27 protein-coding genes are annotated in these 25465 nt (G+C 64.6%); 21 read left to right on the top strand and 6 right to left on the bottom strand.

What is annotated here, in order from left to right; genetic code table 11:
* Positions 1-31: 31 nt before the first annotated feature.
* The 5 genes from FHR73_RS17835 (at position 32) to FHR73_RS17815 (ending at position 5108) form a co-directional block, all read left to right on the top strand.
* Positions 32-1090 (top strand): polyamine ABC transporter substrate-binding protein, encoded by a 1059-nt coding sequence (locus FHR73_RS17835; protein WP_183633347.1) that lies wholly within the window; start codon positions 32-34, stop codon positions 1088-1090.
* 55 nt (positions 1091-1145) lie between these two features.
* Complete coding sequence (potA, locus tag FHR73_RS17830) at positions 1146-2300, top strand: polyamine ABC transporter ATP-binding protein (protein WP_133861329.1); 1155 nt, start codon at positions 1146-1148, stop codon at positions 2298-2300.
* Positions 2297-3205 (top strand): ABC transporter permease subunit, encoded by a 909-nt coding sequence (locus FHR73_RS17825; protein ID WP_183633031.1) that lies wholly within the window; start codon positions 2297-2299, stop codon positions 3203-3205. The genes potA and FHR73_RS17825 overlap by 4 nt, the downstream gene beginning before the upstream one ends.
* 82 nt (positions 3206-3287) lie before the next feature.
* Positions 3288-4184 carry an ABC transporter permease subunit gene (locus FHR73_RS17820; protein WP_183633030.1) on the top strand — a complete coding sequence of 299 codons (897 nt, stop codon included), beginning with the start codon at positions 3288-3290 and terminating at the stop codon, positions 4182-4184.
* 129 nt (positions 4185-4313) lie between these two features.
* The gene (locus FHR73_RS17815; RefSeq protein WP_027600868.1) at positions 4314-5108 is read left to right on the top strand and encodes a thymidylate synthase; all 795 of its coding nucleotides are present in this window, start codon (positions 4314-4316) and stop codon (positions 5106-5108) included.
* 17 nt (positions 5109-5125) lie between these two features.
* Here the strand turns inward: FHR73_RS17815 and FHR73_RS17810 are convergent, their stop codons facing one another.
* The 3 genes from FHR73_RS17810 to FHR73_RS17800 form a co-directional block, all read right to left on the bottom strand.
* Positions 5126-5620 carry a gluconokinase gene (locus tag FHR73_RS17810; RefSeq protein ID WP_183633029.1) on the bottom strand — a complete coding sequence of 165 codons (495 nt, stop codon included), beginning with the start codon at positions 5618-5620 and terminating at the stop codon, positions 5126-5128.
* Between the two features lie 41 nt (positions 5621-5661).
* Positions 5662-6525 carry an EamA family transporter gene (locus FHR73_RS17805; protein ID WP_183633028.1) on the bottom strand — a complete coding sequence of 288 codons (864 nt, stop codon included), beginning with the start codon at positions 6523-6525 and terminating at the stop codon, positions 5662-5664.
* A gap of 69 nt (positions 6526-6594) precedes the next feature.
* Positions 6595-6939, bottom strand: a complete 345-nt coding sequence (locus FHR73_RS17800; RefSeq protein WP_183633027.1) for a hypothetical protein — start codon at positions 6937-6939, stop codon at positions 6595-6597.
* 229 nt (positions 6940-7168) lie between these two features.
* On the opposite strand from FHR73_RS17800, the gene FHR73_RS17795 reads away from it, so the two are divergent.
* The 7 genes from FHR73_RS17795 to FHR73_RS17765 all read left to right on the top strand — a co-directional run bounded on the left by FHR73_RS17795 (position 7169) and on the right by FHR73_RS17765 (position 13499).
* On the top strand, positions 7169-9613 hold the full coding sequence (locus FHR73_RS17795) for a Lon protease family protein (RefSeq protein ID WP_183633026.1): 2445 nt from the start codon (positions 7169-7171) through the stop codon (positions 9611-9613).
* A 161-nt stretch (positions 9614-9774) separates the two neighbouring features.
* Complete coding sequence (locus FHR73_RS17790) at positions 9775-10116, top strand: hypothetical protein (RefSeq protein ID WP_007160783.1); 342 nt, start codon at positions 9775-9777, stop codon at positions 10114-10116.
* A gap of 80 nt (positions 10117-10196) precedes the next feature.
* Positions 10197-10685 carry a TIGR00645 family protein gene (locus tag FHR73_RS17785; RefSeq protein ID WP_133861321.1) on the top strand — a complete coding sequence of 163 codons (489 nt, stop codon included), beginning with the start codon at positions 10197-10199 and terminating at the stop codon, positions 10683-10685.
* A 147-nt stretch (positions 10686-10832) separates the two neighbouring features.
* Entirely contained in the window at positions 10833-11138 is a 306-nt protein-coding gene (locus tag FHR73_RS17780) for a DUF6482 family protein (RefSeq protein ID WP_183633025.1), read from the top strand.
* Positions 11135-12685: a cryptochrome/photolyase family protein gene (locus FHR73_RS17775; protein WP_183633024.1), complete on the top strand. Its 1551-nt coding sequence runs from the start codon at positions 11135-11137 to the stop codon at positions 12683-12685. Before FHR73_RS17780 ends, FHR73_RS17775 begins: the two co-directional genes overlap by 4 nt.
* Positions 12682-12840 (top strand): DUF2256 domain-containing protein, encoded by a 159-nt coding sequence (locus FHR73_RS17770; RefSeq protein ID WP_183633023.1) that lies wholly within the window; start codon positions 12682-12684, stop codon positions 12838-12840. The genes FHR73_RS17775 and FHR73_RS17770 overlap by 4 nt, the downstream gene beginning before the upstream one ends.
* A gap of 41 nt (positions 12841-12881) precedes the next feature.
* Positions 12882-13499: an FKBP-type peptidyl-prolyl cis-trans isomerase gene (locus FHR73_RS17765; RefSeq protein WP_183633022.1), complete on the top strand. Its 618-nt coding sequence runs from the start codon at positions 12882-12884 to the stop codon at positions 13497-13499.
* Positions 13500-13501: 2 nt separating this feature from the next.
* On the opposite strand, the gene FHR73_RS17760 is transcribed toward FHR73_RS17765, so the two are convergent.
* Both FHR73_RS17760 and FHR73_RS17755 read right to left on the bottom strand, forming a co-directional pair.
* Positions 13502-13756 carry a hypothetical protein gene (locus FHR73_RS17760; RefSeq protein WP_007160789.1) on the bottom strand — a complete coding sequence of 85 codons (255 nt, stop codon included), beginning with the start codon at positions 13754-13756 and terminating at the stop codon, positions 13502-13504.
* Between the two features lie 138 nt (positions 13757-13894).
* Complete coding sequence (locus FHR73_RS17755; protein WP_183633021.1) at positions 13895-14869, bottom strand: polyprenyl synthetase family protein; 975 nt, start codon at positions 14867-14869, stop codon at positions 13895-13897.
* A gap of 400 nt (positions 14870-15269) precedes the next feature.
* Between FHR73_RS17755 and rplU the strand changes: the two genes are divergently transcribed.
* The 4 genes from rplU to proB all read left to right on the top strand — a co-directional run bounded on the left by rplU (position 15270) and on the right by proB (position 18496).
* A complete protein-coding gene (rplU, locus tag FHR73_RS17750; protein ID WP_007160791.1) occupies positions 15270-15584 on the top strand; it encodes a 50S ribosomal protein L21 in 315 nt (104 codons plus the stop codon).
* Between the two features lie 26 nt (positions 15585-15610).
* Positions 15611-15871 carry a 50S ribosomal protein L27 gene (rpmA, locus tag FHR73_RS17745; protein ID WP_007160792.1) on the top strand — a complete coding sequence of 87 codons (261 nt, stop codon included), beginning with the start codon at positions 15611-15613 and terminating at the stop codon, positions 15869-15871.
* 279 nt (positions 15872-16150) lie between these two features.
* A complete protein-coding gene (gene cgtA, locus FHR73_RS17740; protein WP_133861314.1) occupies positions 16151-17362 on the top strand; it encodes an Obg family GTPase CgtA in 1212 nt (403 codons plus the stop codon).
* A gap of 15 nt (positions 17363-17377) precedes the next feature.
* On the top strand, positions 17378-18496 hold the full coding sequence (proB, locus tag FHR73_RS17735) for a glutamate 5-kinase (protein WP_183633020.1): 1119 nt from the start codon (positions 17378-17380) through the stop codon (positions 18494-18496).
* A 95-nt stretch (positions 18497-18591) separates the two neighbouring features.
* Here the strand turns inward: proB and rpsT are convergent, their stop codons facing one another.
* Complete coding sequence (rpsT, locus tag FHR73_RS17730) at positions 18592-18870, bottom strand: 30S ribosomal protein S20 (RefSeq protein ID WP_007160795.1); 279 nt, start codon at positions 18868-18870, stop codon at positions 18592-18594.
* Between the two features lie 243 nt (positions 18871-19113).
* On the opposite strand from rpsT, the gene murJ reads away from it, so the two are divergent.
* The 5 genes from murJ to FHR73_RS17705 all read left to right on the top strand — a co-directional run bounded on the left by murJ (position 19114) and on the right by FHR73_RS17705 (position 25450).
* On the top strand, positions 19114-20652 hold the full coding sequence (gene murJ, locus FHR73_RS17725) for a murein biosynthesis integral membrane protein MurJ (protein WP_183633019.1): 1539 nt from the start codon (positions 19114-19116) through the stop codon (positions 20650-20652).
* A gap of 79 nt (positions 20653-20731) precedes the next feature.
* On the top strand, positions 20732-21679 hold the full coding sequence (gene ribF / locus FHR73_RS17720; protein WP_183633018.1) for a bifunctional riboflavin kinase/FAD synthetase: 948 nt from the start codon (positions 20732-20734) through the stop codon (positions 21677-21679).
* A 1-nt stretch (position 21680) separates the two neighbouring features.
* A complete protein-coding gene (ileS, locus tag FHR73_RS17715) occupies positions 21681-24515 on the top strand; it encodes an isoleucine--tRNA ligase (protein WP_183633017.1) in 2835 nt (944 codons plus the stop codon).
* On the top strand, positions 24508-25011 hold the full coding sequence (gene lspA, locus FHR73_RS17710; protein WP_183633016.1) for a signal peptidase II: 504 nt from the start codon (positions 24508-24510) through the stop codon (positions 25009-25011). The genes ileS and lspA overlap by 8 nt, the downstream gene beginning before the upstream one ends.
* A complete protein-coding gene (locus FHR73_RS17705; protein ID WP_183633015.1) occupies positions 25004-25450 on the top strand; it encodes a peptidylprolyl isomerase in 447 nt (148 codons plus the stop codon). The genes lspA and FHR73_RS17705 overlap by 8 nt, the downstream gene beginning before the upstream one ends.
* Positions 25451-25465: the final 15 nt, after the last annotated feature.

Below are 25465 nucleotides of genomic sequence, written 5' to 3'. Positions count from 1 at the left end.
CGTGCTTTCGTTGCGTAAAACCCTGCTGGCCATGACCACCCTGACCGTCATGGGAACCGCCGTCGCCGAGCCGACGGTACGCGTCTACAACTGGAGCGATTACGTCGGCGAGACCACGCTCGAGGATTTCCAGAAGGCCACCGGCATCACGCCCGTCTATGACGTCTTCGATTCCAACGAGACCCTCGAAGGCAAGCTCCTGGCCGGTCACACCGGCTATGACGTGGTGGTGCCCTCGAGCAACTTCCTGGCCAAGCAGATCAAGGCGGGCGCCTTCCAGAAGGTGGACAAGAGCCAGCTGCCGAACTGGCAGAATCTCGATCCGGCGCTGCTCAAGCAGCTGGAAAAGAGCGATCCGGGCAACCAATACGGCGTTCCCTACCTGTGGGGCACCAACGGCATCGGGTACAATGTCGACAAGGTCAAGGCCGCGCTAGGCACCGACAAGCTCGATTCCTGGGCCATCCTGTTCGAACCCGAGAACCTCAAGAAGCTGAGCAAGTGCGGCGTCTCCTTCATGGACTCGCCCGATGAGGTCTATCCGGCAGTACTGCAATACCTGGGACTCGATCCCAACAGCACCAATCCCGACGACTACAAGAAGGCCGAGGCCCAGCTGCTCAAGGTGCGGCCATACATCACCTATTTCCATTCCTCCAAGTACATCTCGGATCTGGCCAACGGCAACATCTGCGTGGCCTTCGGCTATTCCGGCGATGTCTTTCAGGCGCGTTCGCGTGCCGAGGAAGCGAAGAAGGGCGTCAACATCGGCTACGCGATTCCCAAGGAGGGCGCGAACCTCTGGTTCGACCTCCTGGCCATCCCCAAGGATGCCAAGAACGTGAAGGAGGCGCATGCCTTCATCAACTATCTGCTGCAGCCCGAGGTCATTGCCAAGGTCAGTGACTATGTCGGCTACGCCAACCCCAATCCGAAGGCGGGCGAGCTGATGAATGCCGAGCTGCGGCAGGACGAGACCGTCTATCCGCCACAAGCGGTGATGGACAAGCTGTACGTCATGAAGGAGCTGCCCCCGCAGATCCTGCGCCTGGAAACCCGCAGCTGGACGCGGGTCAAGTCCGGCAAATAACCAACGCTAAAGCGGACCGGCCCGACCGGTCCCCGATTTTCCTGGGGAGATGTACATGGCGACTGCCACCAGTGCCTTCAAGAAAGCCGCCACCGGCGACAAGAAAGCCAAGGAAGTCCTGGTCAAGATCGACCGGGTCACCAAGAAATTCGACGAAACCGTCGCTGTCGACGACGTCTCCCTGACCATCAACAAGGGTGAGATCTTTGCCCTGCTCGGCGGCTCGGGTTCGGGCAAGTCGACCCTGCTGCGCATGCTGGCCGGTTTCGAGCGGCCCAGCGAAGGGCGCATCTTTCTCGATGGCGTGGACATCACCGACATGCCGCCCTACGAGCGGCCGATCAACATGATGTTCCAGTCCTATGCGCTGTTCCCGCACATGAGCGTGGAGCAGAACATCGCCTTCGGCCTCAAGCAGGACAAGCTGCCCAAGGCCGAGATCGATGCCCGCGTGGCCGAGATGCTCAAGCTGGTGCACATGACCCAGTACGCCAAGCGCAAGCCGCACCAGCTCTCCGGCGGCCAGCGCCAGCGAGTGGCCCTGGCGCGCTCCCTGGCCAAGCGGCCCAAGCTGCTGCTGCTCGACGAGCCAATGGGTGCCCTGGACAAGAAGCTGCGCTCGCAGATGCAGCTGGAACTGGTGGAGATCATCGAGCGCGTGGGCGTGACCTGCGTGATGGTGACCCACGACCAGGAAGAGGCCATGACCATGGCCGAGCGCATCGCCATCATGCACCTGGGCTGGATCGCCCAGGTGGGCAGCCCGATGGACATCTACGAGACCCCGGCGAGCCGGCTGGTCTGCGAGTTCATCGGCAGCGTCAACGTCTTCGACGGCGAGCTGACCGACGACGGTGCCGACCACGCCATCATCCACAGTCCGCAACTGGAGCGACCGATCTACATCGGCCACGGCATCAGCACCCGCGCCCAGGAAAAGCAGGTCACCTTCGCCCTGCGCCCCGAGAAGCTGCTGATGGGCACCAGCCTGCCGGCGGATCACGAGCATCCCGACTACAACTGGTGCAGCGGCACCGTGCACGACATCGCCTACCTGGGCGGGCACTCGGTCTATCACGTCAAGCTGGGCACCGGCCCCATCGTCCAGTGCTTCATCGCCAACGCCGAGCGCCTCGGCAAGCGACCCACCTGGGATGACGCCGTGGTGGTGTACTGGGAAGACGACAGCGGCGTGGTACTGCAAGCATGACCAGACCCCCCTTGCTCAAGCGCCTGCTCGATGGCCGCCGCCTGACCATCGGCGTGCCCTTCGTGTGGCTGTTCCTGTTCTTCCTGCTGCCGTTCCTGATCGTGCTCAAGATCAGCTTCTCGGTCGCGGACGTGGCCATCCCGCCCTATACCGAGCTGTTCAGCTACGCCGATCAGCAACTGGATATCGCGCTCAACTTCGGCAACTACCTGATGTTCGCCGACGATCCGCTGTATTTGGACGCCTACCTCGGTTCGCTGAAGATGGCCGGCATCAGCACCCTGATCTGTCTGCTGATCGGCTACCCCATGGCCTATGCCATCGCCCGGGCCAGTCGCGAGAAGCAGACGGTGCTGCTGCTGCTGATCATGATGCCGACCTGGACCGCCATCCTCATCCGCGTCTATGCCTGGATGGGGCTGCTGTCCACCAACGGCCTGATCAACAGCTTCCTGATGAATCTGGGGCTCATCAGCAGTCCGCTGCAGATGCTCAACACCAACTTCGCGGTGTACCTGGGGATCGTCTATTCCTATCTGCCGTTCATGATCCTGCCGCTGTTCGCCAACCTGGTGAAGCATGACCTGACGCTGCTGGAAGCCGCTGGCGACCTGGGTGCCAGTCGCTTCACCAGCTTCTGGAAGATCACCGTGCCGCTGTCCAAGAACGGCATCATCGCCGGCTGCATGCTGGTGTTCATTCCGGCGGTGGGCGAGTTCGTCATTCCCGAGCTGCTGGGTGGCCCGGAGACCCTGATGATCGGCCGCGTGCTCTGGCAGGAATTCTTCAACAACCGTGACTGGCCGGTGGCCTCCGCCCTGGCGGTGGTGATGCTGGTGATCCTCATCGTGCCCATCGTGCTGTTCAACCGCAACCAAGCCAAGGAACTGGAGGGCAAGCTGTGAGCCAGAAAGCCGCTGTGCGCCCATCGTGCTGTTCAACCGGCTCTCCACTCTGGGGCCGAGCCAAGGAACTGGAGGGCAAGCCATGAGAGGCCTCAAGTTCACCAACCTGATGCTGGTGCTCGGGCTGCTGTTCATCTATCTGCCGATGGTCATCCTGGTCATCTACTCCTTCAACGAGTCGCGCCTGGTGACCGTCTGGGGCGGCTGGTCGGTGAAGTGGTACGTCGGCCTGCTGGACAATACCCAGCTGATGAGCGCGGTGTTCCGCTCCCTGGAGATCGCCTTCTACACGGCCATCTCCTCGGTGATCCTCGGCACCCTGGCGGCCTTCGTACTGACCCGCATCCCGCGCTTCCGTGGTCGCACCGTCTTCGGTGGCATGGTCACGGCGCCGCTGGTGATGCCCGAGGTGATCACCGGTCTGTCGCTGCTGCTGCTGTTCGTCTCCATGGCGCAACTGATCGGCTGGCCGCAGGACCGGGGCGTGACCACCATCTGGATCGCCCACACCAGCTTCTGCTCCTCCTATGTGGCGGTGGTGGTCTCCTCGCGCCTGCGCGAGCTGGACCTGTCCATCGAGGAGGCGGCCATGGACCTGGGCGCCCGGCCGTGGAAGGTGTTCCTGCTGATCACCATTCCCATGATCGCGCCATCGCTGGCGGCGGGCGGCATGATGTCCTTCGCCCTGTCGCTGGACGACCTGGTGCTGGCGAGCTTCGTCTCGGGCCCCGGCTCGACCACCCTGCCGATGGAAGTGTTCTCCGCGGTGCGCCTCGGCGTGAAGCCGGAGATCAACGCCATCGCCAGCCTGATCCTCCTGGCGGTCTCGCTGTTCACCTTCTTCGCCTGGTACTTCACCCGCCGCGCCGAGAAGAAGCGACTGCAGGGCCTGCAGGAAGCCATGGATGCCACGGCCTCGGAAAGCACCCGGCGCGAACGCGAAACGGCGACCCTCATGGCGCCGCCGGCCAACAGCTGAGGACGGGAAGAAAAGGGCGGCCTCAGGGCCGCTTTTTTTATGTCCGATGATCAGGCCTGCGACAAGCGCGACCGCTTTCGCGAGGCGTGATTTGATACCATTTGCCTTTTGCCAGGTAGCGCTCCCGCCATGAAACAGTACCTCGACCTGATGCGCCACGTGCGCGAACACGGCACCTTCAAGAGCGACCGCACCGGCACCGGGACCTACAGCGTCTTCGGCTACCAGATGAGATTCGACCTCGCCGCGGGCTTTCCCCTGGTCACCACCAAGAAGTGCCACCTGCGATCCATCATCCACGAACTGCTGTGGTTCCTGCAGGGCGAGACCAACATCCGCTACCTGAAGGACAACGGCGTATCCATCTGGGACGAATGGGCCGACGAGAACGGCGAGCTGGGCCCCGTGTACGGCTATCAATGGCGCAGCTGGCCGGCACCGGACGGGCGCCATATCGACCAGATCGCCGGGGTGGTGGACATGATCCGCGCTAAGCCCGACTCGCGGCGCCTGATCGTTTCGGCCTGGAATCCGGCGCTGGTGGACGAGATGGCGCTGCCACCGTGCCATGCGCTGTTCCAGTTCTATGTCGCCGATGGTCGCTTGAGCTGCCAGCTGTATCAGCGTTCCGCCGACATCTTCCTCGGCGTGCCCTTCAACATCGCCAGCTACGCGCTGCTGACCCTGATGGTGGCCCAGGTCACCGGACTGCAACCGGGCGAATTCATCTGGACCGGCGGTGATTGCCATCTCTATGCCAATCACCTGGAGCAGACCGATCTGCAGCTGACCCGCGAGCCGCTGCCGCTGCCGACCATGAAGCTCAATCCAGCGGTCACCGACCTGTTCGCGTTCCGTTTCGAGGACTTCGAACTGGAAGGCTACCAGGCCCATCCGCACATCAAGGCGCCGGTCGCGGTCTGAGCCGGCGGCCGCAGCGTTCAGGCGCCGTGGCCGTGCTCCAGCACCTCGTCCACCAGTTGCTCGGGCGCCTTGCGCACGTCCAGCACCTGGGCTTCCAGGTGATCGGGCGCCTCCAGGGTGTCGAGCTGGCTCTGCAAGAGCTTGGGATCGAAGAAATGCCCGCGGCGACTGCCGATGCGCTCGGCCAGGAGCTCGGGTGAGCCCCTGAGGAACAGCAGACGAACGCCTTCCAGGCCGTTCAGCAGGCGATCGCGATAGACCTTCTTCAGCGCCGAGCAGGCGAACACCCGGGTGGTGCCATCGGCCTGCGCCTGCTGCATGGCGTCGTGGATGGCATCCAGCCAGGGCCAGCGATCCTCGTCGGTGAGGGCGACGCCCTTGGCCATCTTGTCCTTGTTGGCCTGGCTGTGAAAGGTGTCGGCATCGTCGAAACGGCAGCCCAGCCGGCTGGCCAGGAGTTCGCCCAGGGTGGTCTTGCCACTGCCCGAGACGCCCATTATCAGATAGATCATCGTCGTCGCTCCGCGTGAGGATTCGCCTCGCTATAGAGTGTCTAGAGCGGCGTTTGCTCCGGGGTCAGCCGGCTGCTCCAGGTAGCGCCGATGGACGCGACGATGATGCAGGCGAGGGCGAACCACTGGGCGACGCCCAGGATCTCGCCGAGGAATACCCAGCCGGAGAGGGCGCCCAGCGCCGGCTCCAGACTCATCAGGGTGCCGAAGGTGGAGGCCGGCAGGCGGGTCAGGACGACCATTTCCAGGGCATAGGGAATGGCCGTGGACATCAGCGCCAGGGCCAGCGCCAGCGGCCAGATTTCAGGTTTCAGGAGATTGCTGCCGCTGTGGGCGACGCCGAGGGGCAGGACGACCAGGGCGGCGATGGTGGCGCCGAAAGCCACCGTACCGGTACCGTGCACCGCGCCGGCGCGCTTGCCCAGGACGATGTAGATCGCCCAGCAGGCGCCAGCAGCCAGGGCCAGGGTGGTGCCCAGCGGATCCAGTGCCGAGGCGTTGTGGCCGAAGGGCAGGAGTACGGCCAGGCCGGCCACCACCAGCACGATCCACAGCAGGTCCAGCCAGCGGCGCAAGGCGCACAGCGCCACCACCAGCGGCCCGACGAATTCCAGGCCCACGGCGATGCCGATCGGCAGCCGCTGCATGGCCAGGTAGATGGTCAGGTTCATCACGCCCATGGCGACGCCGTAGCCCAGCAGGCTGCCCAGCGCCGCGCGGCGGAAGTTGCGCCAGGGGCGCAGCACGATCAGCAGGACCAGGGCGGCGAAGATCAGCCTGAGGGTAGTGACGCCCACCGGATCGAGACGCAGGAACAGGGTCTTGGCCAGGCTGGCGCTGGTCTGGATCGAGGTCATGGCGACCAGCAACAGGGCGACGGCGAACAGCGGAGAGCGGGCAGACATCGGCAGGGCTCGACTAGCGGGCCCGCCAGCATAGGTCATCCTGTCAGGGTCGCAAGGTTGGCTGCGACCTCAACGTGTTCTCGAGCGCTGCAGCAGCGATTCGGCGCTTTCGCGATTTTCCCGGACCTGCTCGATGAAGCGCTGCTGCTCTTCGCGCTGGGCCACCTGCACGCATTGCGCGTAGCCTGCATCCCACCCCTGCTGGTAGGGCTTTTCCGCGGCGAAGCGGCGGGCGTCCTTGTGTTCGTAACCGATGCCATTGACCGCCTGCTTGCCGGTCTGGCAGCCGTCGCTGAAGCCGTCGGCATAGGCCGGGGGATAGCCCTTGGCGATCAACTGGTCGTGGTAACTGGTGCAAGCCGTGAGACTGGCCAGCAGGACGCACAACGAGGCGAGACGACGAGAGACAGCCATGGGAGCCTCCTCACGGGATACTACGTCTGATCCCTGTGTAGAGAGCTTAGTTGGTGCCTAGTGAGAATTTCGTCAAAAAACGTCCGGGTTGAAAAATACCGACGGACGTCATGGCCAGCCCTTCGAACCGCTGCGCTTAAATACGCGGCGGAGCGCCGCTTGCCTTGCTTCGGCTGTCATCCCGGTCGCAGAATGCGGGCACTGCTTGCATGCCTGACAAGGACTTACGATGCACGATCCCGTCGCAGCCGGTCTCCGGCTCGCCCCTGATGAGCTGACCCGCCCCTTCGCCCCCGAACAGTTTTCCTTCGCCGATACCGATCAGCTCGAGCCCTTCCGCGGCATCCTGGGTCAGGAACGTGCGGTGGAAGCCCTGCAGTTCGGCGTGGCCATGCCGCGGCCCGGCTACAACGTCTTTGTCATGGGCGAGCCGGGTACCGGTCGTTTCTCCTTCGTCCAGCGCTATCTCAAGGCCGAAGCCAAGCGCCAGCCGACGCCCAACGACTGGGTGTACCTGAATCACTTCGAAGAGCCCCGCGCGCCGAGCGTGCTGGAGTTGCCCCCCGGCGAGGGCGAGGCCTTCGTGGCCGACATGGCCCATTTCATCGACAACCTGCTGGCGACCTTCCCGGCGGTGTTCGAGCATCCGGCCTTCCAGCAGAAGAAGAGCGCCATCGAGCGCGCCTTCAACCAGCGCTATGACCAGGCGCTGGACGTGGTGGAAAAGCTCGCCCTGGAAAAGGAGATCGCCCTCTACCGCGACGCCAACAATGTCGCCTTCACCCCGATGAAGGAAGGCAAGGCGCTGGACGAAGCCGAATTCGCCCAGTTGCCCGAAGCCGAGCGCGAGCGTTTCCACGCCGACATCTCCAGCCTGGAAGAGCGCCTCAACGAAGAGCTGGCCAGCCTGCCGCAGTGGCGGCGCGAGTCGAGCAACCAGCTGCGTGCCCTGAACGAAGACACCATCATCCAGGCCCTGCAACCGCTGCTGGCGCCGCTGTCGGAGAAGTACAACGACAATCCCGGGGTCTGCGCCTATCTGCAGGCCATGCAGGTGGATCTGCTCAAGACGGTGGTCGAGCAACTGGCCGACGACGCCAAGCCCGACATGCAGCGGCGCAAGGAATTGCGCGAGCAGTACGAACCCAATCTGATCATCGGCCACCACGTCACCGGCGGTGCCCCGGTGGTGTTCGAGTCCCATCCGACCTACGACAACCTCTTCGGCCGGATCGAATACCAGTCCGATCAGGGCGCGCTCTACACCAACTATCGCCAGCTGCGCCCCGGCGCGCTGCATCGCGCCAATGGCGGCTTCCTCATCGTCGAGGCGGACAAGCTGCTGACCGAGCCCTTCGTCTGGGACGCACTCAAGCGCGCCCTGCATTCGCGTCAGCTGAAGATGGAATCGCCGCTGGCCGAACTGGGGCGGCTCACCGCCATGAGCCTGGCGCCGCAGCAGATCCCGCTGCAGCTCAAGGTCATCATCATCGGCTCGCGCAACATCTACTACACCCTGCAGGAGCTGGATTCGGACTTCCAAGAGATGTTCCGGGTGCTGGTGGACTTCGACGAGGAGCTGCCGCTGCGCGACGAAAGCCTCGAGCAGTTCGCCCAGTTGATCAAGACGCGCACCTCGGAAGAGGGCATGGCGCCCCTGACCTCCGCGGCCGTGGCGCGGCTGGCCACCTACAGTGCCCGGCTGGCCGAACACCAGGGACGGCTGTCGGCGCGTATCGGCGATCTGTTCCAGCTGGTCAGCGAAGCCGACTTCATCCGCCACCTGGCCGGCGACGAGCGTACCGACAAGGGCCATGTCGAGCGCGCGCTCAAGGCCAAGGAAACCCGCACCGGTCGCGTCTGCGCCCGGGTACTGGACGACATGCTGACCGGACTCATCCTCATCGACACCCAGGGTGCGGCGGTGGGCAAGTGCAACGGCCTCACCGTGCTGGAAGTGGCCGATTCCGCCTTCGGCATGCCGGCGCGCATTTCCGCCACGGTCTATCCAGGTGCCAGCGGTATTCTCGACATCGAGCGCGAGGTCAGCCTGGGGCAGCCGATCCACTCCAAGGGCGTGATGATCCTGACCGGCTACCTGGGCAGTCGCTATGCCCAGGAATTTCCACTGTCGATCTCTGCCAGCATCGCCCTGGAGCAGTCCTATGGCTATGTCGATGGCGACAGCGCCTCCCTCGGCGAGGCCTGCACCCTGATCTCCGCGCTGTCCCGCACGCCGCTCAAGCAGTGCTTCGCCATCACCGGCTCCATCAACCAGTTCGGCGAGGTGCAGCCGGTCGGCGGGGTGAACGAGAAGATCGAAGGCTTCTTCCGCCTCTGCCAGGCCCGCGGTCTGACCGGCGAGCAGGGCGTGATCATCCCGCGCGCCAACGTCACCAACCTGATGCTCGACGAGACCGTGCTCGAAGCGGTACGCGAAGGGCTGTTCCATGTCTATGCCGTCCGCCAGGCGGACGAGGCTCTGTCGCTGCTGGTGGGCGAGCCCGCCGGGGCACCGGATGCCAAGGGTCGCTTCCCGGACGGCAGCGTCAATGCGCGCGTGGTGCAGCGTCTCAAGGAAATCGCCGAGCTCGAGCTGGAAGATGAACTGGCCGACAAACTCAGTGATAACTCCAAGGCAAAAGGGAAAAACAACGAAGCGGAGGAGAACTGAGGTCCAGGGGGCAGGTCGGATTTTGTACAAGGCGTCGCAGCCCAAGTAGCACGGCGCCCAGACCCGCTTGCCCCCTGTTGACCAACAGGGTTGTCCACAGCCTTTGTGGATACCTCTGGCCTAGGACCGGCGAGCATCGAGCGCTTCGAGAGGATGACGCCATGTCCCGCACCATTACCCTGATCCGTCCCTGCCTGGGCCTCGTCACCCGTATCGAATGCGAAATCAAGCCGCTCGGTCAGGAGCAGGGCCTCTGGACCCTGTTGTGCGCCGCCGGCCTGAATGGCCAGCAGCCCACCGCGATCAAGGCCCAGGGGCCTTTCCACGGTCCCAAGGCGGCCGAAGGCGTCATGACCGCCATCGCCGAGAACCTGGTGGAGCAGGGCTATATCCAGGTCGAGGAAACCCAGATCTGGCGCCTGCACATGCAGAGCGAACTGCGCAAGATGAACGGCGAGCGTGCCCACCAGCAGGTGCGTTTCCAGGTCGGCCCCGACGCCTGAGTCAGGTATAACCTGCCGCATTGGTCCGCCCGCACCGCCCCGGTATACTCGCCCGGCCCTGGTAATCCGAGCGAGTCTGCATGGAACGTCTGATCGAAAAAGCCCTTTACGCCTCCCGCTGGCTGCTGGCCCCCATCTATCTGGGGTTGTCCCTGGCACTGGTGCTGCTGGCGCTCAAGTTCTTTCAGGAAGTCTTCCACGTCCTGCCGCACATCTTCCAATCCACCGAAGCCGAACTCATCCTGCTGGTCCTGTCGCTCATCGACATGGCGCTGGTGGGTGGCCTGCTGGTCATGGTGATGATCTCCGGCTACGAGAACTTCGTGTCCCAGCTGGACATCGACGAAGGCTCGGAAAAGCTCAGCTGGCTGGGCAAGATGGATTCGGGCTCGCTGAAGAACAAGGTGGCTGCCTCCATCGTCGCCATCTCCTCGATCCACCTGCTGCGCATCTTCATGGATGCCCAGAACACCAATCCCGAATACCTCAAGTGGTACGTGATCATCCATCTGGTGTTCGTGGTCTCGGCCTTCGCCATGGGCTATCTGGATCGGCTGACCAAGCACTGACGGGCCGGGCGGCCACTCGTCCACCGCCGGCAGCTTTCGTTTACGCTTTGTGGATTGCGCCGCTGCGCTTGCTTGTCCTAGGTTGTCGAATGCTCACAGCTGCCGATCGACGCCGCCCCTGGCGTCGATCTCGACCCGGAGGTTTCCATGCAATTGCCGGAATTGACCCAGCGCGCCCAGGCCGGCGAGGTCCGTGAACTCAATCTGCTGTCCATCGAGGGCGGTTTCTATGTGCTCGAGGTACTCACCCAGGACGGTCGCACGCGGCTGACCGGGCGGGATGGCCACTTCTACCGCCTGGGCTCCGCCGCCCAGGCCCGCCGTCTGCTGGCCGACCTGCCGGCACTGCCGTGCTTTCTCATCCAGCACAGCGCCTATGACGAGATGGTCGGCATGGCGCCACGCTCGGCCGAGCCCCTGAAGATCCCGCTGAACTACCGGAACGCCTTTTGAGCGACGGCGCCGTCCGGCGCCTGCTTCCGGTCCTTGGCGATCAGCTGTCGCCCCGGCTGGCCTCCCTGCGCGAGGCCGATCCCGCGCAGGACGTGTTGCTGCTCGCCGAGGTCCGGGAAGAAGCCAGCTATGTCCCGCACCACCCGCGCAAGATCGCCCTGATCTTCAGCGCTATGCGCCACTTCGCTAGCGAGATGCGCGCGCGTGGCTTCCGGGTCCACTACCGCACCCTGGATGAACCGGACAATCAGGGCTCGCTGCCGGCCGAGATCGCTTTCTGGGCAAAGAAGACGGGCGCACGCGAGGTTCACCTGACCGAGGCCGGTGAATGGCGTCTGGAGCAGGCACTACGGGGACTCGATCTGGCGGTGCCCGTGCAATGGCACGGCGATGACCGATTCCTCTGCAGCCGCGGCGCCTTCGCCCGCTGGGCCGGGGCCCGTACCGAGTTGCGGATGGAGGCCTTCTATCGCGGCATGCGCAGGCGACACGGCTGGCTGATGGGGGGGCCAGACGAGCCTTGCGGTGGCGTCTGGAATCTGGACAAGGACAATCGCAAGGCCCTGCCCAAGGACCATCCGGTCTCCGAGCCCTTCAGTTGCCCGCCCGATGCCTGTACCCGGGAGGTGCTCGACCTGGTCGGGCAGCGCTTCGCCCATCACTATGGCCGGCTGGAGGGCTTCGACTATCCGGTGACCCGTATCGATGCCGAGCGCCTCTGGCAGCATTTCCTGGCGTCGGGCCTGCGCGACTTCGGCCACTACCAGGACGCCATGGCCTGTGGCGAGCCCTATCTGCATCACGCCCGGATCAGAGCGGCGCTGAACATCGGACTGCTGGACCTGCGTCAGCTCTGCGCCGACGTTGACGCCGCCTATCGCGAGGGCAGGGTGCCGCTCAACAGCGCCGAGGGATTTCTGCGTCAGCTGATCGGTTGGCGGGAGTATGTCCATGGCGTCTACTGGCTGCGCATGCCCGAATACCGGGAGCTCAATGTGCTGGGCAATACCCGGGCGCTACCGGCGTTCTACTGGACCGGGGCGACCCGCATGGCCTGCCTGCGCGAGACCATCGGCCAGACCCTGGCGCTGAGCTACGCTCACCATATCCAGCGGCTGATGGTCACCGGCAACTTCGCCCTGCTGGCCGGCATCGCGCCCCAGGCTATCGGCGAGTGGTACCTGGCGGTCTACCTGGACGCCTTCGAGTGGGTCGAGCTGCCCAACACCCAGGCCATGGTGATGCATGCGGACGGCGGCTATCTGGCGAGCAAGCCCTATTGCGCCAGTGGCCAGTACATCCGCCGGCAGTCCGACTACTGCAAGGGTTGCCACTATCAGGTCGGCGAGGCCCTGGGCGAGCGAGCCTGCCCCTTCAATGCCCTCTACTGGCATTTCCTGATCCGTCATCGCGGGCGCTTCGCCCACTATCCGCGCATGCTCAATCTCTATCGCAACCTCGATCGTCAGGCTCCCGAGCGGCAACAGGCGCTCTGGCAGCGCGGCGAGGCACTGCTGGCGCGTATCGACGCAGGAGAATCCCTATGAAGAAGGGCGATCTGCCCACCAAGCTCTGTCCGGTCTGCCAGCGGCCCTTCGCCTGGCGCAAGAAGTGGGAGCGCAACTGGGACGAGGTGCGCTACTGCTCCGAGCGCTGTCGCCGGCAGCGTGGCAGCCTGGGCGGCGGCGAGTCGAATCCCTGATGTGCTAGGCTCGGCTCCTTTTTGACGATGGAAAGGCTGCTATGAACGACATCCTGCTCGACACCGACGAAGCCCGCGTCAGCTACGGCATCGGCCGCCAGCTGGGCGATCAGCTGCGCCAGAATCCGGTCCCCGGCATGCAGCTGGCGGCCGTGCTCGCCGGTCTCAACGAGGCCTTTGACGGCCAGGATTCCCGGGTGGACGTCGAGTCGCTGAACGCCAGCTTCCGGGTCATCCGCGAGCGCATGCAGGCGGAAGCCCAGGTCAAGGCCGCCGCTGCCGCCCAGGAAGGCGTCGACTACCTGAAGGCCAATGCCGAGCGCCCTGGCGTCGTGGTGCTGCCGTCCGGTCTGCAATACGAGGTGCTCACCCAGGGTGACGGCGCTACGCCGACTCGCGAAGACCAGGTGCGTACCCACTACCACGGCACCCTCATCGACGGCAGCGTGTTCGACAGCTCCTACCAGCGCGGCCAGCCGGCCGAGTTTCCGGTGGGCGGCGTGATCGCCGGCTGGACCGAGGCCCTGCAACTGATGCCTGCCGGCAGCAAGTGGCGCCTGCATGTGCCTAGCGAACTGGCCTACGGCGCCCAGGGCGTCGGCGGCATCCCGCCGCACAGCGTGCTGGTGTTCGACGTCGAGCTGCTCGACGTCCTTTAACGCTAGCAGTCCAGCCGCAGCGCCTCGTTGTCCGGGCGCAGCGCAAGGGCGTAGCTGAACAGGAAGACCTGGCGGATCTGCTCCTTCACCACCCGCGGTTCGCTGGAGGTGAGGCTGTGCAGATCCAGCTCGCCCAGGTCCTTGAGTTCTTCCAGGGCCGTCTCGTCCAGCTCCGCGCAGACCTTGCCGGTTTCCCGGTTGAGGATGCGCAGGTAGGGATGCGGCCGGTCCAGCCAGGCGTCGATCAGATAAGTCATGGCAAGAGCTCCTGCTGTACTATTCATGAGAATAATTCTTATTCGCTAAATAGCAAGCCGATTACCTGACTTTTTTAGTAGGACATGAAAAAAGCCCGCAGTCTGGCGACGGCGGGCTTGGTCAGGCGACGGCAGGCCTCAGTGGGTACGGGCCACCGAGAAGCGACCCAGGTCGGCGAGAGCGTCGCGATATTCGCTGGCGGGCAGGGCGTCCAGGCAGGCGATGGCCCGCTCGGCGAATTCCTGCGCCTTGCGAGCGGTGTAGTCCAGGGCGCCGGCGGCTTCGACCGCGGCGCGCACGCCTTCCAGGTCCTGGCTGCCGCCCTGGCGGATCGCCTGGCGTACCAGGGCGGCCTGTTCGGCAGTGCCTTCGCGCATGGTCACGATCAGCGGCAGGGTCGGCTTGCCCTCGGCCAGGTCGTCACCGACGTTCTTGCCGAGGGCCACGGCGTCGCCCTGGTAGTCGAGCAGGTCGTCGACCAGCTGGAAGGCCACGCCCAGGTGATCGCCATAGCGGCGCAGGGCGTCCGCCTGCTCGGTGCTGGCGCCGGCCAGGATCGCCGCGCTGTGGGTGGAGGCCTCGAAGAGCATCGCGGTCTTGCCGCGAATGACCTCCATGTAGATTTCTTCGGTGGTGCTGGCGTCGCGGATCTTCGACAGCTGCAGCACCTCGCCCTCGGCGATGACGCGAGTGGCCTGGGAGATGATGCGCATCACCTCCATGGAGCCCAGCGCCACCATCATCTCGAACGAGCGGGCATAGAGGAAGTCGCCGACCAGGACGCTGGGGGCATTACCCCAGAGGGCGTTGGCGGTGGAGCGGCCACGGCGCATTCCCGAGGCATCGACGACGTCGTCGTGCAGCAGGGTGGAGGTGTGCAGGAATTCGATGGTCGCCGCCAGCAACTGTAGATCATGGTCGGCGCGCCCGAGCGCCTTGCCGGCCAGCAGCACCAGCAGCGGACGCAGGCGCTTGCCACCTGCGGAGACGATGTAGTCGCCAATCTTCTCGACCAGCGGCACGCGCGAGGTCAGCTGCTGGCGGATGATGCCGTCTACGGCGGCGAAATCGTCCGTCACCACGCGATAGAAGGACTGGGATTGCTGCGTCATTGAGAGGTGTCCACTGGAGGTCCGGGCAATATTCAGGCGGCCGGATGGCGCATGACCGCCAGACTATGCCCTAGGGACCGGCACGAGTGCCATGCCCAGGGATAGCCATCGCGCTCCCGCGGCTCGCCGCTCCTGCCGATTCGGTTGGGCACCGGCCCGGCATGGCCGCTGAACGAGGTTGCGCGGCATGCTAGGGGTGGGGTGGGGGGCTGTCAAGGCGCGGGCGGGCGGCTCTTGCCTCCTGGCCCGGGCTTGCGTAGAATCGCGGGCCCTGAACATTCCTAGGGTTGACCCCCTGTCTTACGCAATTGCGCGGCGGTCCTTCCGGTCCCGTGCAGCCATGCCGGTCGACGATACCTCCTATAAAGCACCGGGTGAGCAGGTTTAACGGAGATTTACCATGTCCTACGCAGTTATCGTTACCGGTGGCAAGCAATACAAGGTCGCCGAAGGCGAATACCTGAAGGTCGAGAAGCTCGACATCGCCACCGGTGAAACCGTCACCTTCGACCAGGTTCTGCTGGTTGGCAACGGTGACGACGTCAAGATCGGTCTGCCGGTCGTTGATGGTGCCAAAGTGACCGCCGAAGTGACCGCCCAGGGCCGTCACGACAAGGTCACCATCATCAAATTCCGTCGTCGTAAGCATCACATGAAGCGTCAGGGCCACCGTCAGTGGTTCACCGAAATCAAGATCACTGGCATCCAGGCCTGATCTCGCCTCTAACGGAGAATTGACTCATGGCACACAAAAAAGCGGGTGGTTCTACTCGTAACGGTCGCGATTCCGAAAGCAAGCGCCTTGGCGTGAAGCTGTACGGCGGCCAGGTCGTCAAGGCCGGTAACATCATCGTGCGTCAGCGCGGCACCCAGTACCATGCCGGTTACGGCGTGGGCCTCGGCAAGGATCACACCCTGTTCGCGAAAGTGGACGGCGTGATCAAGTTCGACGTGAAGGGCGCCTTCGGCCGTCGTTACGTGAGCATCGTCGCCGCCGCCTAAGGCCTGTGACGAAAGAAAAGCCCTGTCTACCCGACGGGGCTTTTTCGTTTGTAGTTAAGCTAGTGTGGTGTTTCAGAAGTTATCTGCACAATTTTGGCGGCGCTTTTTCCGCCTGGGCGTTGTTGTCACTCCTCGCCATAGCCCTGCTATGACTCGTCGCGGCGCCTAGCCCAGTCGGAACGCCGAACCGGCAAAAAACACTCGCCAATTCTTGCGCGAACTCCTGAAGTACCACACTAGTTCCTTGTTTGCAGCGGCCCGCGAGCGCGGGAGGTCCAGATGAAATTCGTCGATGAAGTATCCATACACGTAAAAGCGGGTGACGGCGGCAACGGCATGATGAGTTTCCGCCGGGAGAAATTCATCGAGAAGGGTGGCCCCAATGGCGGTGACGGCGGCGATGGCGGGTCGATCTGGCTCGAAGCCGACATCAACCTGAACACCCTGGTCGATTACCGTTACACCCGACGTTTCACCGCGCAGAACGGTGAAAAGGGCGGGAGCACCGAGTGCACCGGCGCCAAGGGTGAAGACCTGGTGCTGCCGGTCCCTGTGGGCACCACGGTGATCGATGCGGCGACCCAGGAAATCATTGGTGACCTGACCCAGCCCGGTCAGCGCATCCGTGTGGTTCAGGGCGGCTGGCACGGCCTCGGCAATACTCGTTTCAAATCCAGCACCAACCGTGCGCCGCGGCAGACCACGCCCGGCAAGCCCGGCGAAGAGCGTGATCTCAAGCTGGAGCTCAAGGTGCTGGCGGACATCGGTCTGCTCGGCCTGCCCAATGCCGGTAAGAGCACCTTCATCCGGGCGGTATCGGCTGCCAAGCCCAAGGTGGCGGACTATCCCTTCACCACCCTGGTGCCGAACCTGGGTGTGGTCAGCGTGGGGCGCTTCAAGAGCTTCGTGGTCGCCGACATTCCGGGGCTGATCGAGGGCGCCTCCGAAGGTGCCGGTCTGGGGATCCGCTTCCTCAAGCACCTGGCGCGAACCCGGCTGCTGCTGCACCTCGTCGACATGGCGCCCCTGGATGAGAGCGATCCGGCCGAGGCTGCCGAGACCATCATCAACGAGCTGACCAAGTTCAGCCCGGCGCTGGGCGAGCGTGACCGCTGGCTGGTGCTGAACAAGGCCGACCAGTTGCTCGACGACGAGCGCGAAGAGCGCCTCAAGGCGGTGGTCGAGCACCTGGACTGGCAGGGTCCGGTCTTTGTCATCTCCGCGCTGGAGCGCGAAGGAACCGAGCAGCTCTGCCAGGCGATCATGCAGTATCTCGACGAGCGTACCCTGCGCCTCGCCGAGGATCCGGCCTATGCCGAAGCGCTGGAAGAACTCGATCAGCGCATCGAGGACGAGGCGCGGGCGCGGCTGCAGGCGCTGGATGACCAGCGTGCCCTGCGCCGGTCCGGCGTCAAGGCGGTGGACGATGCCGATGACGACTTCGATGACGAAGACGACGGCGACGGTCCGGAAATCTTCTACGTACGGTAAGAAAGGAGCTTGCCCATGCGTGATCAGGTGTCTGGCGCCCAGCGCTGGGTGGTGAAGATCGGCAGTGCCCTGCTGACCGACGACGGTCGTTGTCTGGATGGCGGGGCCATGGCCGGCTGGGTCGAGCAGATGGTGGCCCTGCACCAGGCGGGCATCGAGCTGGTGCTGGTGTCCTCGGGCGCGGTGGCGGCGGGCATGAGCCGGCTCGGCTGGGCGCAGCGCCCGACCGCCATCAACGAATTGCAGGCGGCCGCGGCGGTGGGGCAGATGGGGTTGGTGCAGGCCTGGGAATCCAGCTTTGCCGAACACCGGGTGCAGACCGCACAGATCCTGCTGACCCATGACGACCTGTCCGATCGCAAGCGCTATCTCAACGCCCGCAGTACCTTGCGGACGCTGGTGAGCCTGGGCGTGGTGCCGGTGATCAACGAAAACGATACCGTCGTGACCGACGAGATCCGCTTCGGCGACAACGACACCCTGGCCGCCCTGGTGGCCAACCTGGTCGAGGCCGATCTGCTGGTCATCCTCACCGATCGCGATGGCATGTTCGACGCCGATCCGCGCAACAATCCCGACGCCAGCCTCATCAGTGAGGCGCGTGCCGACGATCCGGCCCTGGATCTGGTCGCCGGCGGTACCGGTGGCGCCTTGGGGCGTGGCGGCATGCAGACCAAGTTGCGTGCCGCCCGTCTGGCAGCGCGTTCCGGTGCCTATACCGTCATCGTCGGCGGGCGTATCCAGCAGGTGCTCAGTCGCCTGCAGCAGGGCGAGCAGCTGGGAACCCTGCTGTCACCCGAGCGCGGCCTGGTGGCGGCGCGCAAGCAGTGGCTGGCTGGGCATCTGCAGGTGCGTGGCACTCTGCGCCTGGATGCCGGTGCGGTAGAGGCCCTGGTGGGCGGTCATCGCAGTCTGTTGCCGGTGGGGGTGCGGGAGCTGGAAGGCAGCTTCCGACGGGGCGAGATGGTCGCCTGCGTCGGTCCGGATGGGCGCGAGGTGGCGCGTGGCCTGGTCAACTACAGTGCGACCGAGGCGCGGCGCATCCTGGGGCGGCCCTCGGATGCCATCGTCGTCGAGCTGGGCTACGTCTACGAGCCCGAACTGATCCACAGGGACAATCTGGTCCTGGTCTGACGATCGTCGCTCCTGGCGCCTCTCCGGAGGCGTTGGGTGCTCGAATTGCAGGCAATAAAAAACCGGCCTAGGCCGGTTTTTTATTCGAACGCTTATCAGGCAGCGGCGGGGGTAGCCAGGGCCTTGATGTGAGCGTTCAGGCGGCTCTTGTGACGAGCGGCCTTGTTCTTGTCGATGATGCCCTTGTCGGCCATGCGGTCGATGACCGGAACGGCAGCAACATAAGCGGACTTGGCTTTTTCCAGGTCCTTGGCTTCGATCGCCTTGACGACGTTCTTGATGTAGGTACGCACCATGGAGCGCAGGCTCGCATTGTGGCTGCGACGCTTCTCAGCCTGTTTGGCGCGTTTTTTGGCGGAGGGGGAGTTAGCCACCGTGGAGCTCCTTCGAAAAAGACTGTATTGGGTACAGAGCGAACTCTGTAGCAAGTACAGAGCTAAATTAAGGTCGCGAATCTTGACGTCCCTGGCGGCGGCTGTCAAGGCCGTCTGGATGGATATCCGGCTGGTCGCCGATGAAGGGCCTCGTTACACTCGATCGCTTGTGTCCATCGCCCGACTGCGCTCGCGCGCTTCTTTCGTCACGTCCCGCTGCGTTCACCGAGTCCTCTCCCTGCCATGAATCTGCTCAAGTCCCTGGCCGCCGTCAGCTCCATGACCATGCTGTCCCGCGTGCTGGGTTTCGTGCGCGACACCATCGTCGCCCGCACCTTTGGCGCCGGCATGGCCACCGACGCCTTCTTCGTCGCCTTCAAGTTGCCCAATCTCCTGCGCCGCATCTTCGCCGAGGGCGCCTTTTCCCAGGCCTTCGTGCCCATCCTGGCCGAATACAAGGCCCAGCAGGGCGAGGAGGCCACCCGTACCTTCCTGGCCTATGTCAGCGGCCTGCTGACCCTGGTGCTGGCGGTGGTCACGGTGCTGGGCATGCTGGCCGCGCCCCTGGTGATCTGGATCACCGCGCCGGGCTTTGCCGATACCCCGGAGAAATTCGCCCTCACGTCCAGCCTCTTGCGGGTGACCTTTCCCTACATCCTGCTGATCTCCCTGGCCTCCCTGGCCGGCGCCGTGCTCAATACCTGGAACAGATTCAGCGTGCCGGCCTTCGTGCCGACCCTGCTCAACATCAGCATGATCATCTTCGCGCTGTTCCTGACGCCCTATTTCGATCCGCCGATCATGGCGCTGGCCTGGGCGACCCTGGTGGGCGGCCTGGCCCAGTTCCTCTATCAGCTGCCGCACCTCAAGCGCATCGGCATGCTGGTGCTGCCGCGGCTGAATCTGCGCGATACCGGCGTTTGGCGGGTCATGAAGCAGATGGGGCCGGCGATCCTCGGGGTCTCGGTCAGCCAGATCTCGCTGATCATCAACACCATCTTCGCCTCCTTCCTGGCGGCCGGCTCGGTGTCCTGGATGTACTACGCCGATCGCCTGATGGAGTTGCCTTCCGGCGTGCTCGGCGTGGCGCTCGGGACCATCCTGCTGCCGGCGCTGTCGCGCACCTACGCCAAGGCCGATCGCCAGGAGTATTCGCGATTGCTCGACTGGGGTCTGCGACTCTGCTTCCTGCTGGTGCTGCCTTGCTCCGCGGCCCTGGCGCTGCTGTCCGAGCCCCTGACCGTCTCGCTGTTCCAGTACGGTCGCTTCGATGCCCACGATGCCCTGATGACCCAGCGGGCGCTGGTCGCCTATGCCGTGGGGTTGCTCGGGATCATCCTGGTCAAGGTGCTGGCGCCGGGCTTCTATGCCCAGCAGAACATCAAGACGCCGGTAAAGATCGCCATTTTCACCCTGGCGGTGACCCAGGTGCTCAACCTGGTCCTGATCGGGCCGCTGCAGCACGTCGGCCTGGCGCTGGCCATAGGTCTGGCGGCCTGTCTCAACGCCGGCCTTTTATTCTGGCAGTTGCGCCGCCATAACCTGTTCATCCCCCAGCCCGGCTGGACGGGCTTCCTGCTCCGGCTGCTGGTCGCGGTGGCGGTGATGACCGCCGTCCTGTTCGGTCTGATGCAGCTGCTGCCCAGCTGGAGCGAAGGACTGATGTGGCAGCGCCTGCTGCGTCTGGGCGGGCTGGTCGCGGCGGGGGTGCTGGCCTATTTCGCCAGTCTCTTCCTGCTCGGCTTCCGCGTGCGCGACTTCAACCGGCGCGCGGTGCTGTGATTGCACAAGGCCGGGTGTGTGCCTGTCCTCGCGGCGGGCATCCGGATATAATCGATTAATTTCTGAGCAATCCCTATCCATGCAGCTGTTTCGCGGTCTCCACCATCTCGACGCCTTTCCCAAGGGCTGCGTTGCCACCATTGGCAACTTCGACGGGGTTCACCTGGGGCACCAGGCCATCCTCGCGCGGCTGCGTGAGCGGGCGGCGGAGCTCGGGGTGCCCAGTTGCGTGGTGATCTTCGAACCGCAGCCCCGTGAATTCTTCCTGCCCGACATCGCGCCGGTGCGCCTGACGCGCCTGCGTGAGAAACTGGAATGTTTCGCGCGCCTGGGCGTCGACAACGTGCTCTGCCTGAATTTCAATCGGCGGTTGCGCGAATTGTCCGCCGAGGCCTTCGTCCAGCAGGTACTGGTGGAAGGCCTGGGCGTGAGGCACCTGGAGATCGGTGACGACTTCCGCTTCGGCTGCGACCGCGCCGGCGACTTCACCTACCTGAATCTGGCTGCCCGCGATCATGGCTTCACCCTGGAAGCCGCCACCACCGTCGAACTGGATGGCCTGCGGGTGAGCAGTACCCTGATCCGCCAGGCCCTGGCCGACGGCGATCTGGCCCTGGCCGCGCGCATGCTGGGGCGCCCCTACAGCCTCTCGGGGCGGGTGTTGCACGGCCAGAAGCTGGCGCGCCAGCTGGGCTGGCCCACGGCCAATGTCCAGCTCAAGCGGCGCCGACCGCCGCTGCGTGGCGTCTATCTGGTCAGCAGCCTGATCGATGGGCAGGTGGTGCCTGGCGTGGCCAACATCGGCCAGCGGCCGACGGTGCAGGGCGATGGCCGGCCGCACCTGGAAATCCATCTGCTGGACTTTTCCGGCGACCTCTATGGCCGCCACCTCAGCGTGACCTTCGTGCAGAAGGTCCGCGACGAACAGAAATTCGCCTCTCTGGAGGCCCTCAAGGCGGCGATCGAAGCGGACGTCGCCACGGCCCGCGCCTACTGGCAGGGGCAACCGTCAACGAGCCTGGACTGACATGACCGATTACAAAGCGACGCTCAACCTGCCGGAAACGGCATTCCCGATGAAAGCCGGCCTGCCGCAGCGCGAGCCGGAAGCGCTCAAGCGCTGGCAGGACATCGACCTGTACGGGAAGCTGCGCGCCATTGGCAAGGGCCGTCCGACCTTCATCCTGCATGACGGTCCGCCCTATGCCAACGGTAGCATCCACATCGGTCATGCGCTGAACAAGATCCTCAAGGACATCATCACCCGGTCCAAGACCCTGGCCGGCTACGACGCCCCCTATGTGCCGGGCTGGGACTGCCATGGCCTGCCCATCGAGCACAAGGTGGAGACCACCTTCGGCAAGAACCAGCCGGCGGACCTGACCCGCGAGCGCTGCCGCGCCTATGCCAGCGAGCAGATCGAAGAGCAGAAGGCCGGCTTCGTCCGCCTGGGTGTGCTCGGCGACTGGAGCAATCCCTACCTGACCATGAACTTCGCCAACGAGGCCGGCGAGATCCGTGCCCTCGGCGAACTGGTCAAGAAGGGCTTCGTCTTCAAGGGCCTCAAGCCGGTCAACTTCTGCTTCGACTGCGGCTCGGCCCTGGCCGAGGCCGAGGTGGAGTACCAGGACAAGCGTTCCGACGCCATCGACGTGGCCTTCCCGGTCGCCGATGCCGACAAGCTGGCGGCCGCCTTTGGCCTCGGCGCGCTGGCCAAGCCCACCGCCATCGTCATCTGGACCACCACCCCCTGGACCATCCCGGCCAACCAGGCGCTCAACGTGCATCCCGAATTCACCTATGCGCTGGTGGACGTCGGCGATCGCCTGCTGCTGCTGGCCGAGGAGCTGGTGGAAAGCTGCCTGGCGCGCTACGGCCTGCAGGGCGAGGTGATCGCCACAGCCCCGGGTACCGCCCTCGAGCTGATCAACTTCCGCCACCCGCTGTACGAGCGGCTGTCGCCCATCTACCTGGCCGAGTACGTCGAGCTGGGCGCCGGGACAGGTGTGGTGCACTGTTCGCCCGCCTATGGCGAGGACGACTTCCGCATCTGCAAGCAGTACGGCCTGAGCAACGACGACATCCTCAACCCGGTGCAGAGCAACGGCGTCTACGCCGAGTCGCTGCCGCTGTTTGGCGGCCAGTTCATCTGGAAGGCCAATCCGGCCATCGTCGCCACGCTGGAAGAGGCGGGGGCCCTGCTCAAGCACGAGGCGATCAACCACAGCTACATGCACTGCTGGCGCCACAAGACCCCGCTGATCTATCGCGCCACCGCCCAGTGGTTCGTCGGCATGGACAAGCAGCCCAACGAGGGCGCCACCCTGCGCGAGCGCTCCCTGGCGGCCATCGAGCAGACCCAGTTCGTCCCGGCCTGGGGCCAGGCACGGCTGCACGGCATGATCGCTGGCCGGCCCGACTGGTGCATCTCGCGCCAGCGCAACTGGGGCGTGCCGATTCCCTTCTTCACCCACAAGGAAAGCGGCGAGCTGCATCCGCGTACCGTCGAGCTGATGGAAGCGGTCGCCCAGCGCGTCGAGCGCGAGGGCATCGAAGCCTGGTTCAAGCTCGATCCGGCTGAACTGCTCGGCGAAGAAGCCGGCCAGTACGACAAGAGTCGCGACACCCTCGACGTCTGGTTCGATTCCGGCACCACCCACTGGCACGTGCTGCGTGGCTCCCATGCCGAGCTGGCCCATGACCAGGGCCCGGTGGCCGATCTCTACCTCGAGGGTTCCGACCAGCATCGCGGCTGGTTCCACTCCTCGCTGCTGACCGGTTGCGCCATCGACGGCCATGCGCCCTACAAGGAACTGCTGACCCACGGTTTCACCGTGGACGAGCAGGGCCGCAAGCAGTCCAAGTCGCTGGGCAACGTGGTCGCCCCGCAAAAGGTCATCGACAGCCTGGGCGCCGACATCCTGCGTCTCTGGGTCGCTTCGACCGACTACACCGGCGAGATGGCGGTCTCCGATCAGATCCTGCAGCGTAGCGCCGACTCCTATCGCCGCATCCGCAACACCGCGCGCTTCCTGCTCTCCAACCTGTCCGGCTTCGATCCGGCGGTCAATCGGGTCGCTCCCGAGGACATGATCGACCTGGATCGCTGGGCCGTGGATCGCGCCCTGCTGCTGCAACAGGAAATCGAACAGGCCTATGCCGAGTACCGTTTCCTCAACGTCTACCAGAAGGTGCACAACTTCTGCGTGCAGGAGCTGGGCGGCTTCTACCTCGACATCATCAAGGACCGCCAGTACACCACCGGCGCCGACAGCCTGCCGCGGCGTTCCTGCCAGACCGCGCTGTACCTCATCGCCGAGGCGCTGGTGCGCTGGATCGCGCCCATCCTGTCCTTTACCGCCGACGAGATCTGGCAGTACCTGCCGGGCGAGCGGGAAGAGTCGGTGATGCTGACCACCTGGTACGACGGCCTCTTCGCCCTGCCCGAGGGTGCGACCCTGGATCGCGCCTACTGGGATCAGGTGATGGCGGTCAAGGCCGCGGTCAACAAGGAGCTGGAGAACCAGCGCGCCGCCAAGACCCTGGGTGGCAGCCTGCAGGCGGAGATCACCCTCTACGCCGACAGCGCCCTGCAGACCGTGCTGGAGGCCCTGGGCAACGAACTCAGATTCGTGCTGATCTCGTCCCAGGCCGCTGTCCAGCCGCTGGAAAAGGCTCCGGAAGGCGCCGTGGCCAGCGAACTGAGCGGCCTCAAGCTGGTAGTCCGCAAATCCGAGGCACCCAAGTGCGCCCGTTGCTGGCACCACAGCCACAGCGTCGGCCAGGATGCCGCGCACCCGGAGATCTGCGAGCGCTGCGTGACCAACGTCTACGGCGCCGGCGAGGTACGCGAGCATGCGTGACGCCTCGCGTTTCGGTGCCTTGCCCTGGTTGGCCCTGAGTGTGCTGGTGATCCTGCTGGATCAGCTGACCAAGCTCTACTTCCAGGCCAACCTGTCGCTCTACCAGCAGGTGCCGGTGATTCCGGACATCCTCAGCTGGACCCTGGCCTACAACCCGGGTGCCGCCTTCAGCTTCCTGGCCGATCACTCCGGTTGGCAGCGCTGGTTCTTCGCCGGTATCGCCGCGATAGTGAGCGTGGTTCTGGTGGTCTGGCTCAAGCGCCTGCGCAACGACACCTGGACCGCCATCGCCCTGGCGCTGATCCTGGGTGGTGCGCTGGGCAATCTCTATGACCGCCTGGTCCTGGGCCACGTCATCGACTTCATCCTGGTGCACTGGCGCCAGGAGTGGTACTACCCGGCCTTCAACCTGGCCGATAGCGCCATCACCGTCGGTGCCGTGATGCTGGCCCTGGACATGTTCCGCAAGAAGAAGCCCGAGGAAGCCCATGGCTGAGATCACCATCGGCCCGGATACCCGGGTCACCCTGCATTTCGCCATCAAGCTGCAGAATGGCGATGTGGTGGACAGCACCTTCGACAAGGCGCCGGCCACCTTCACCGTCGGCGACGGCAATCTGCTGCCCGGTTTCGAGCAGGCACTGTTCGGCTTGGAAGCCGGTACCAAGACCAGCCTGACCATTCCGCCGGAGCGCGGCTTCGGCCAGCCCAACGACGGCAACCTTCAGACCATGGCGCGGGACGACTTCAGTGACATGGAGCTTTCGCCCGGCCTGCTGATCATCTTCAGCGACGCCGCCGGTGGCGAGATGCCTGGCGTGGTCAAGAGCTACGACGACGAGCAGGTGATCATCGACTTCAACCATCCGCTGGCCGGCCGTGTGCTGACCTTCGACGTGGACATCCTGGCCATCGAGCCTGCCGTCTCCCATTGATCCAACGCCGCCCGT

It is taken from the genome of Pseudomonas sp. AS2.8 (assembly GCF_014190935.1).
Lineage (GTDB): Bacteria > Pseudomonadota > Gammaproteobacteria > Pseudomonadales > Pseudomonadaceae > Chryseomonas.
The sequence above is the reverse complement of the archived record's forward strand: the minus strand, read 5'-3'. Positions and strand labels throughout refer to the sequence as shown.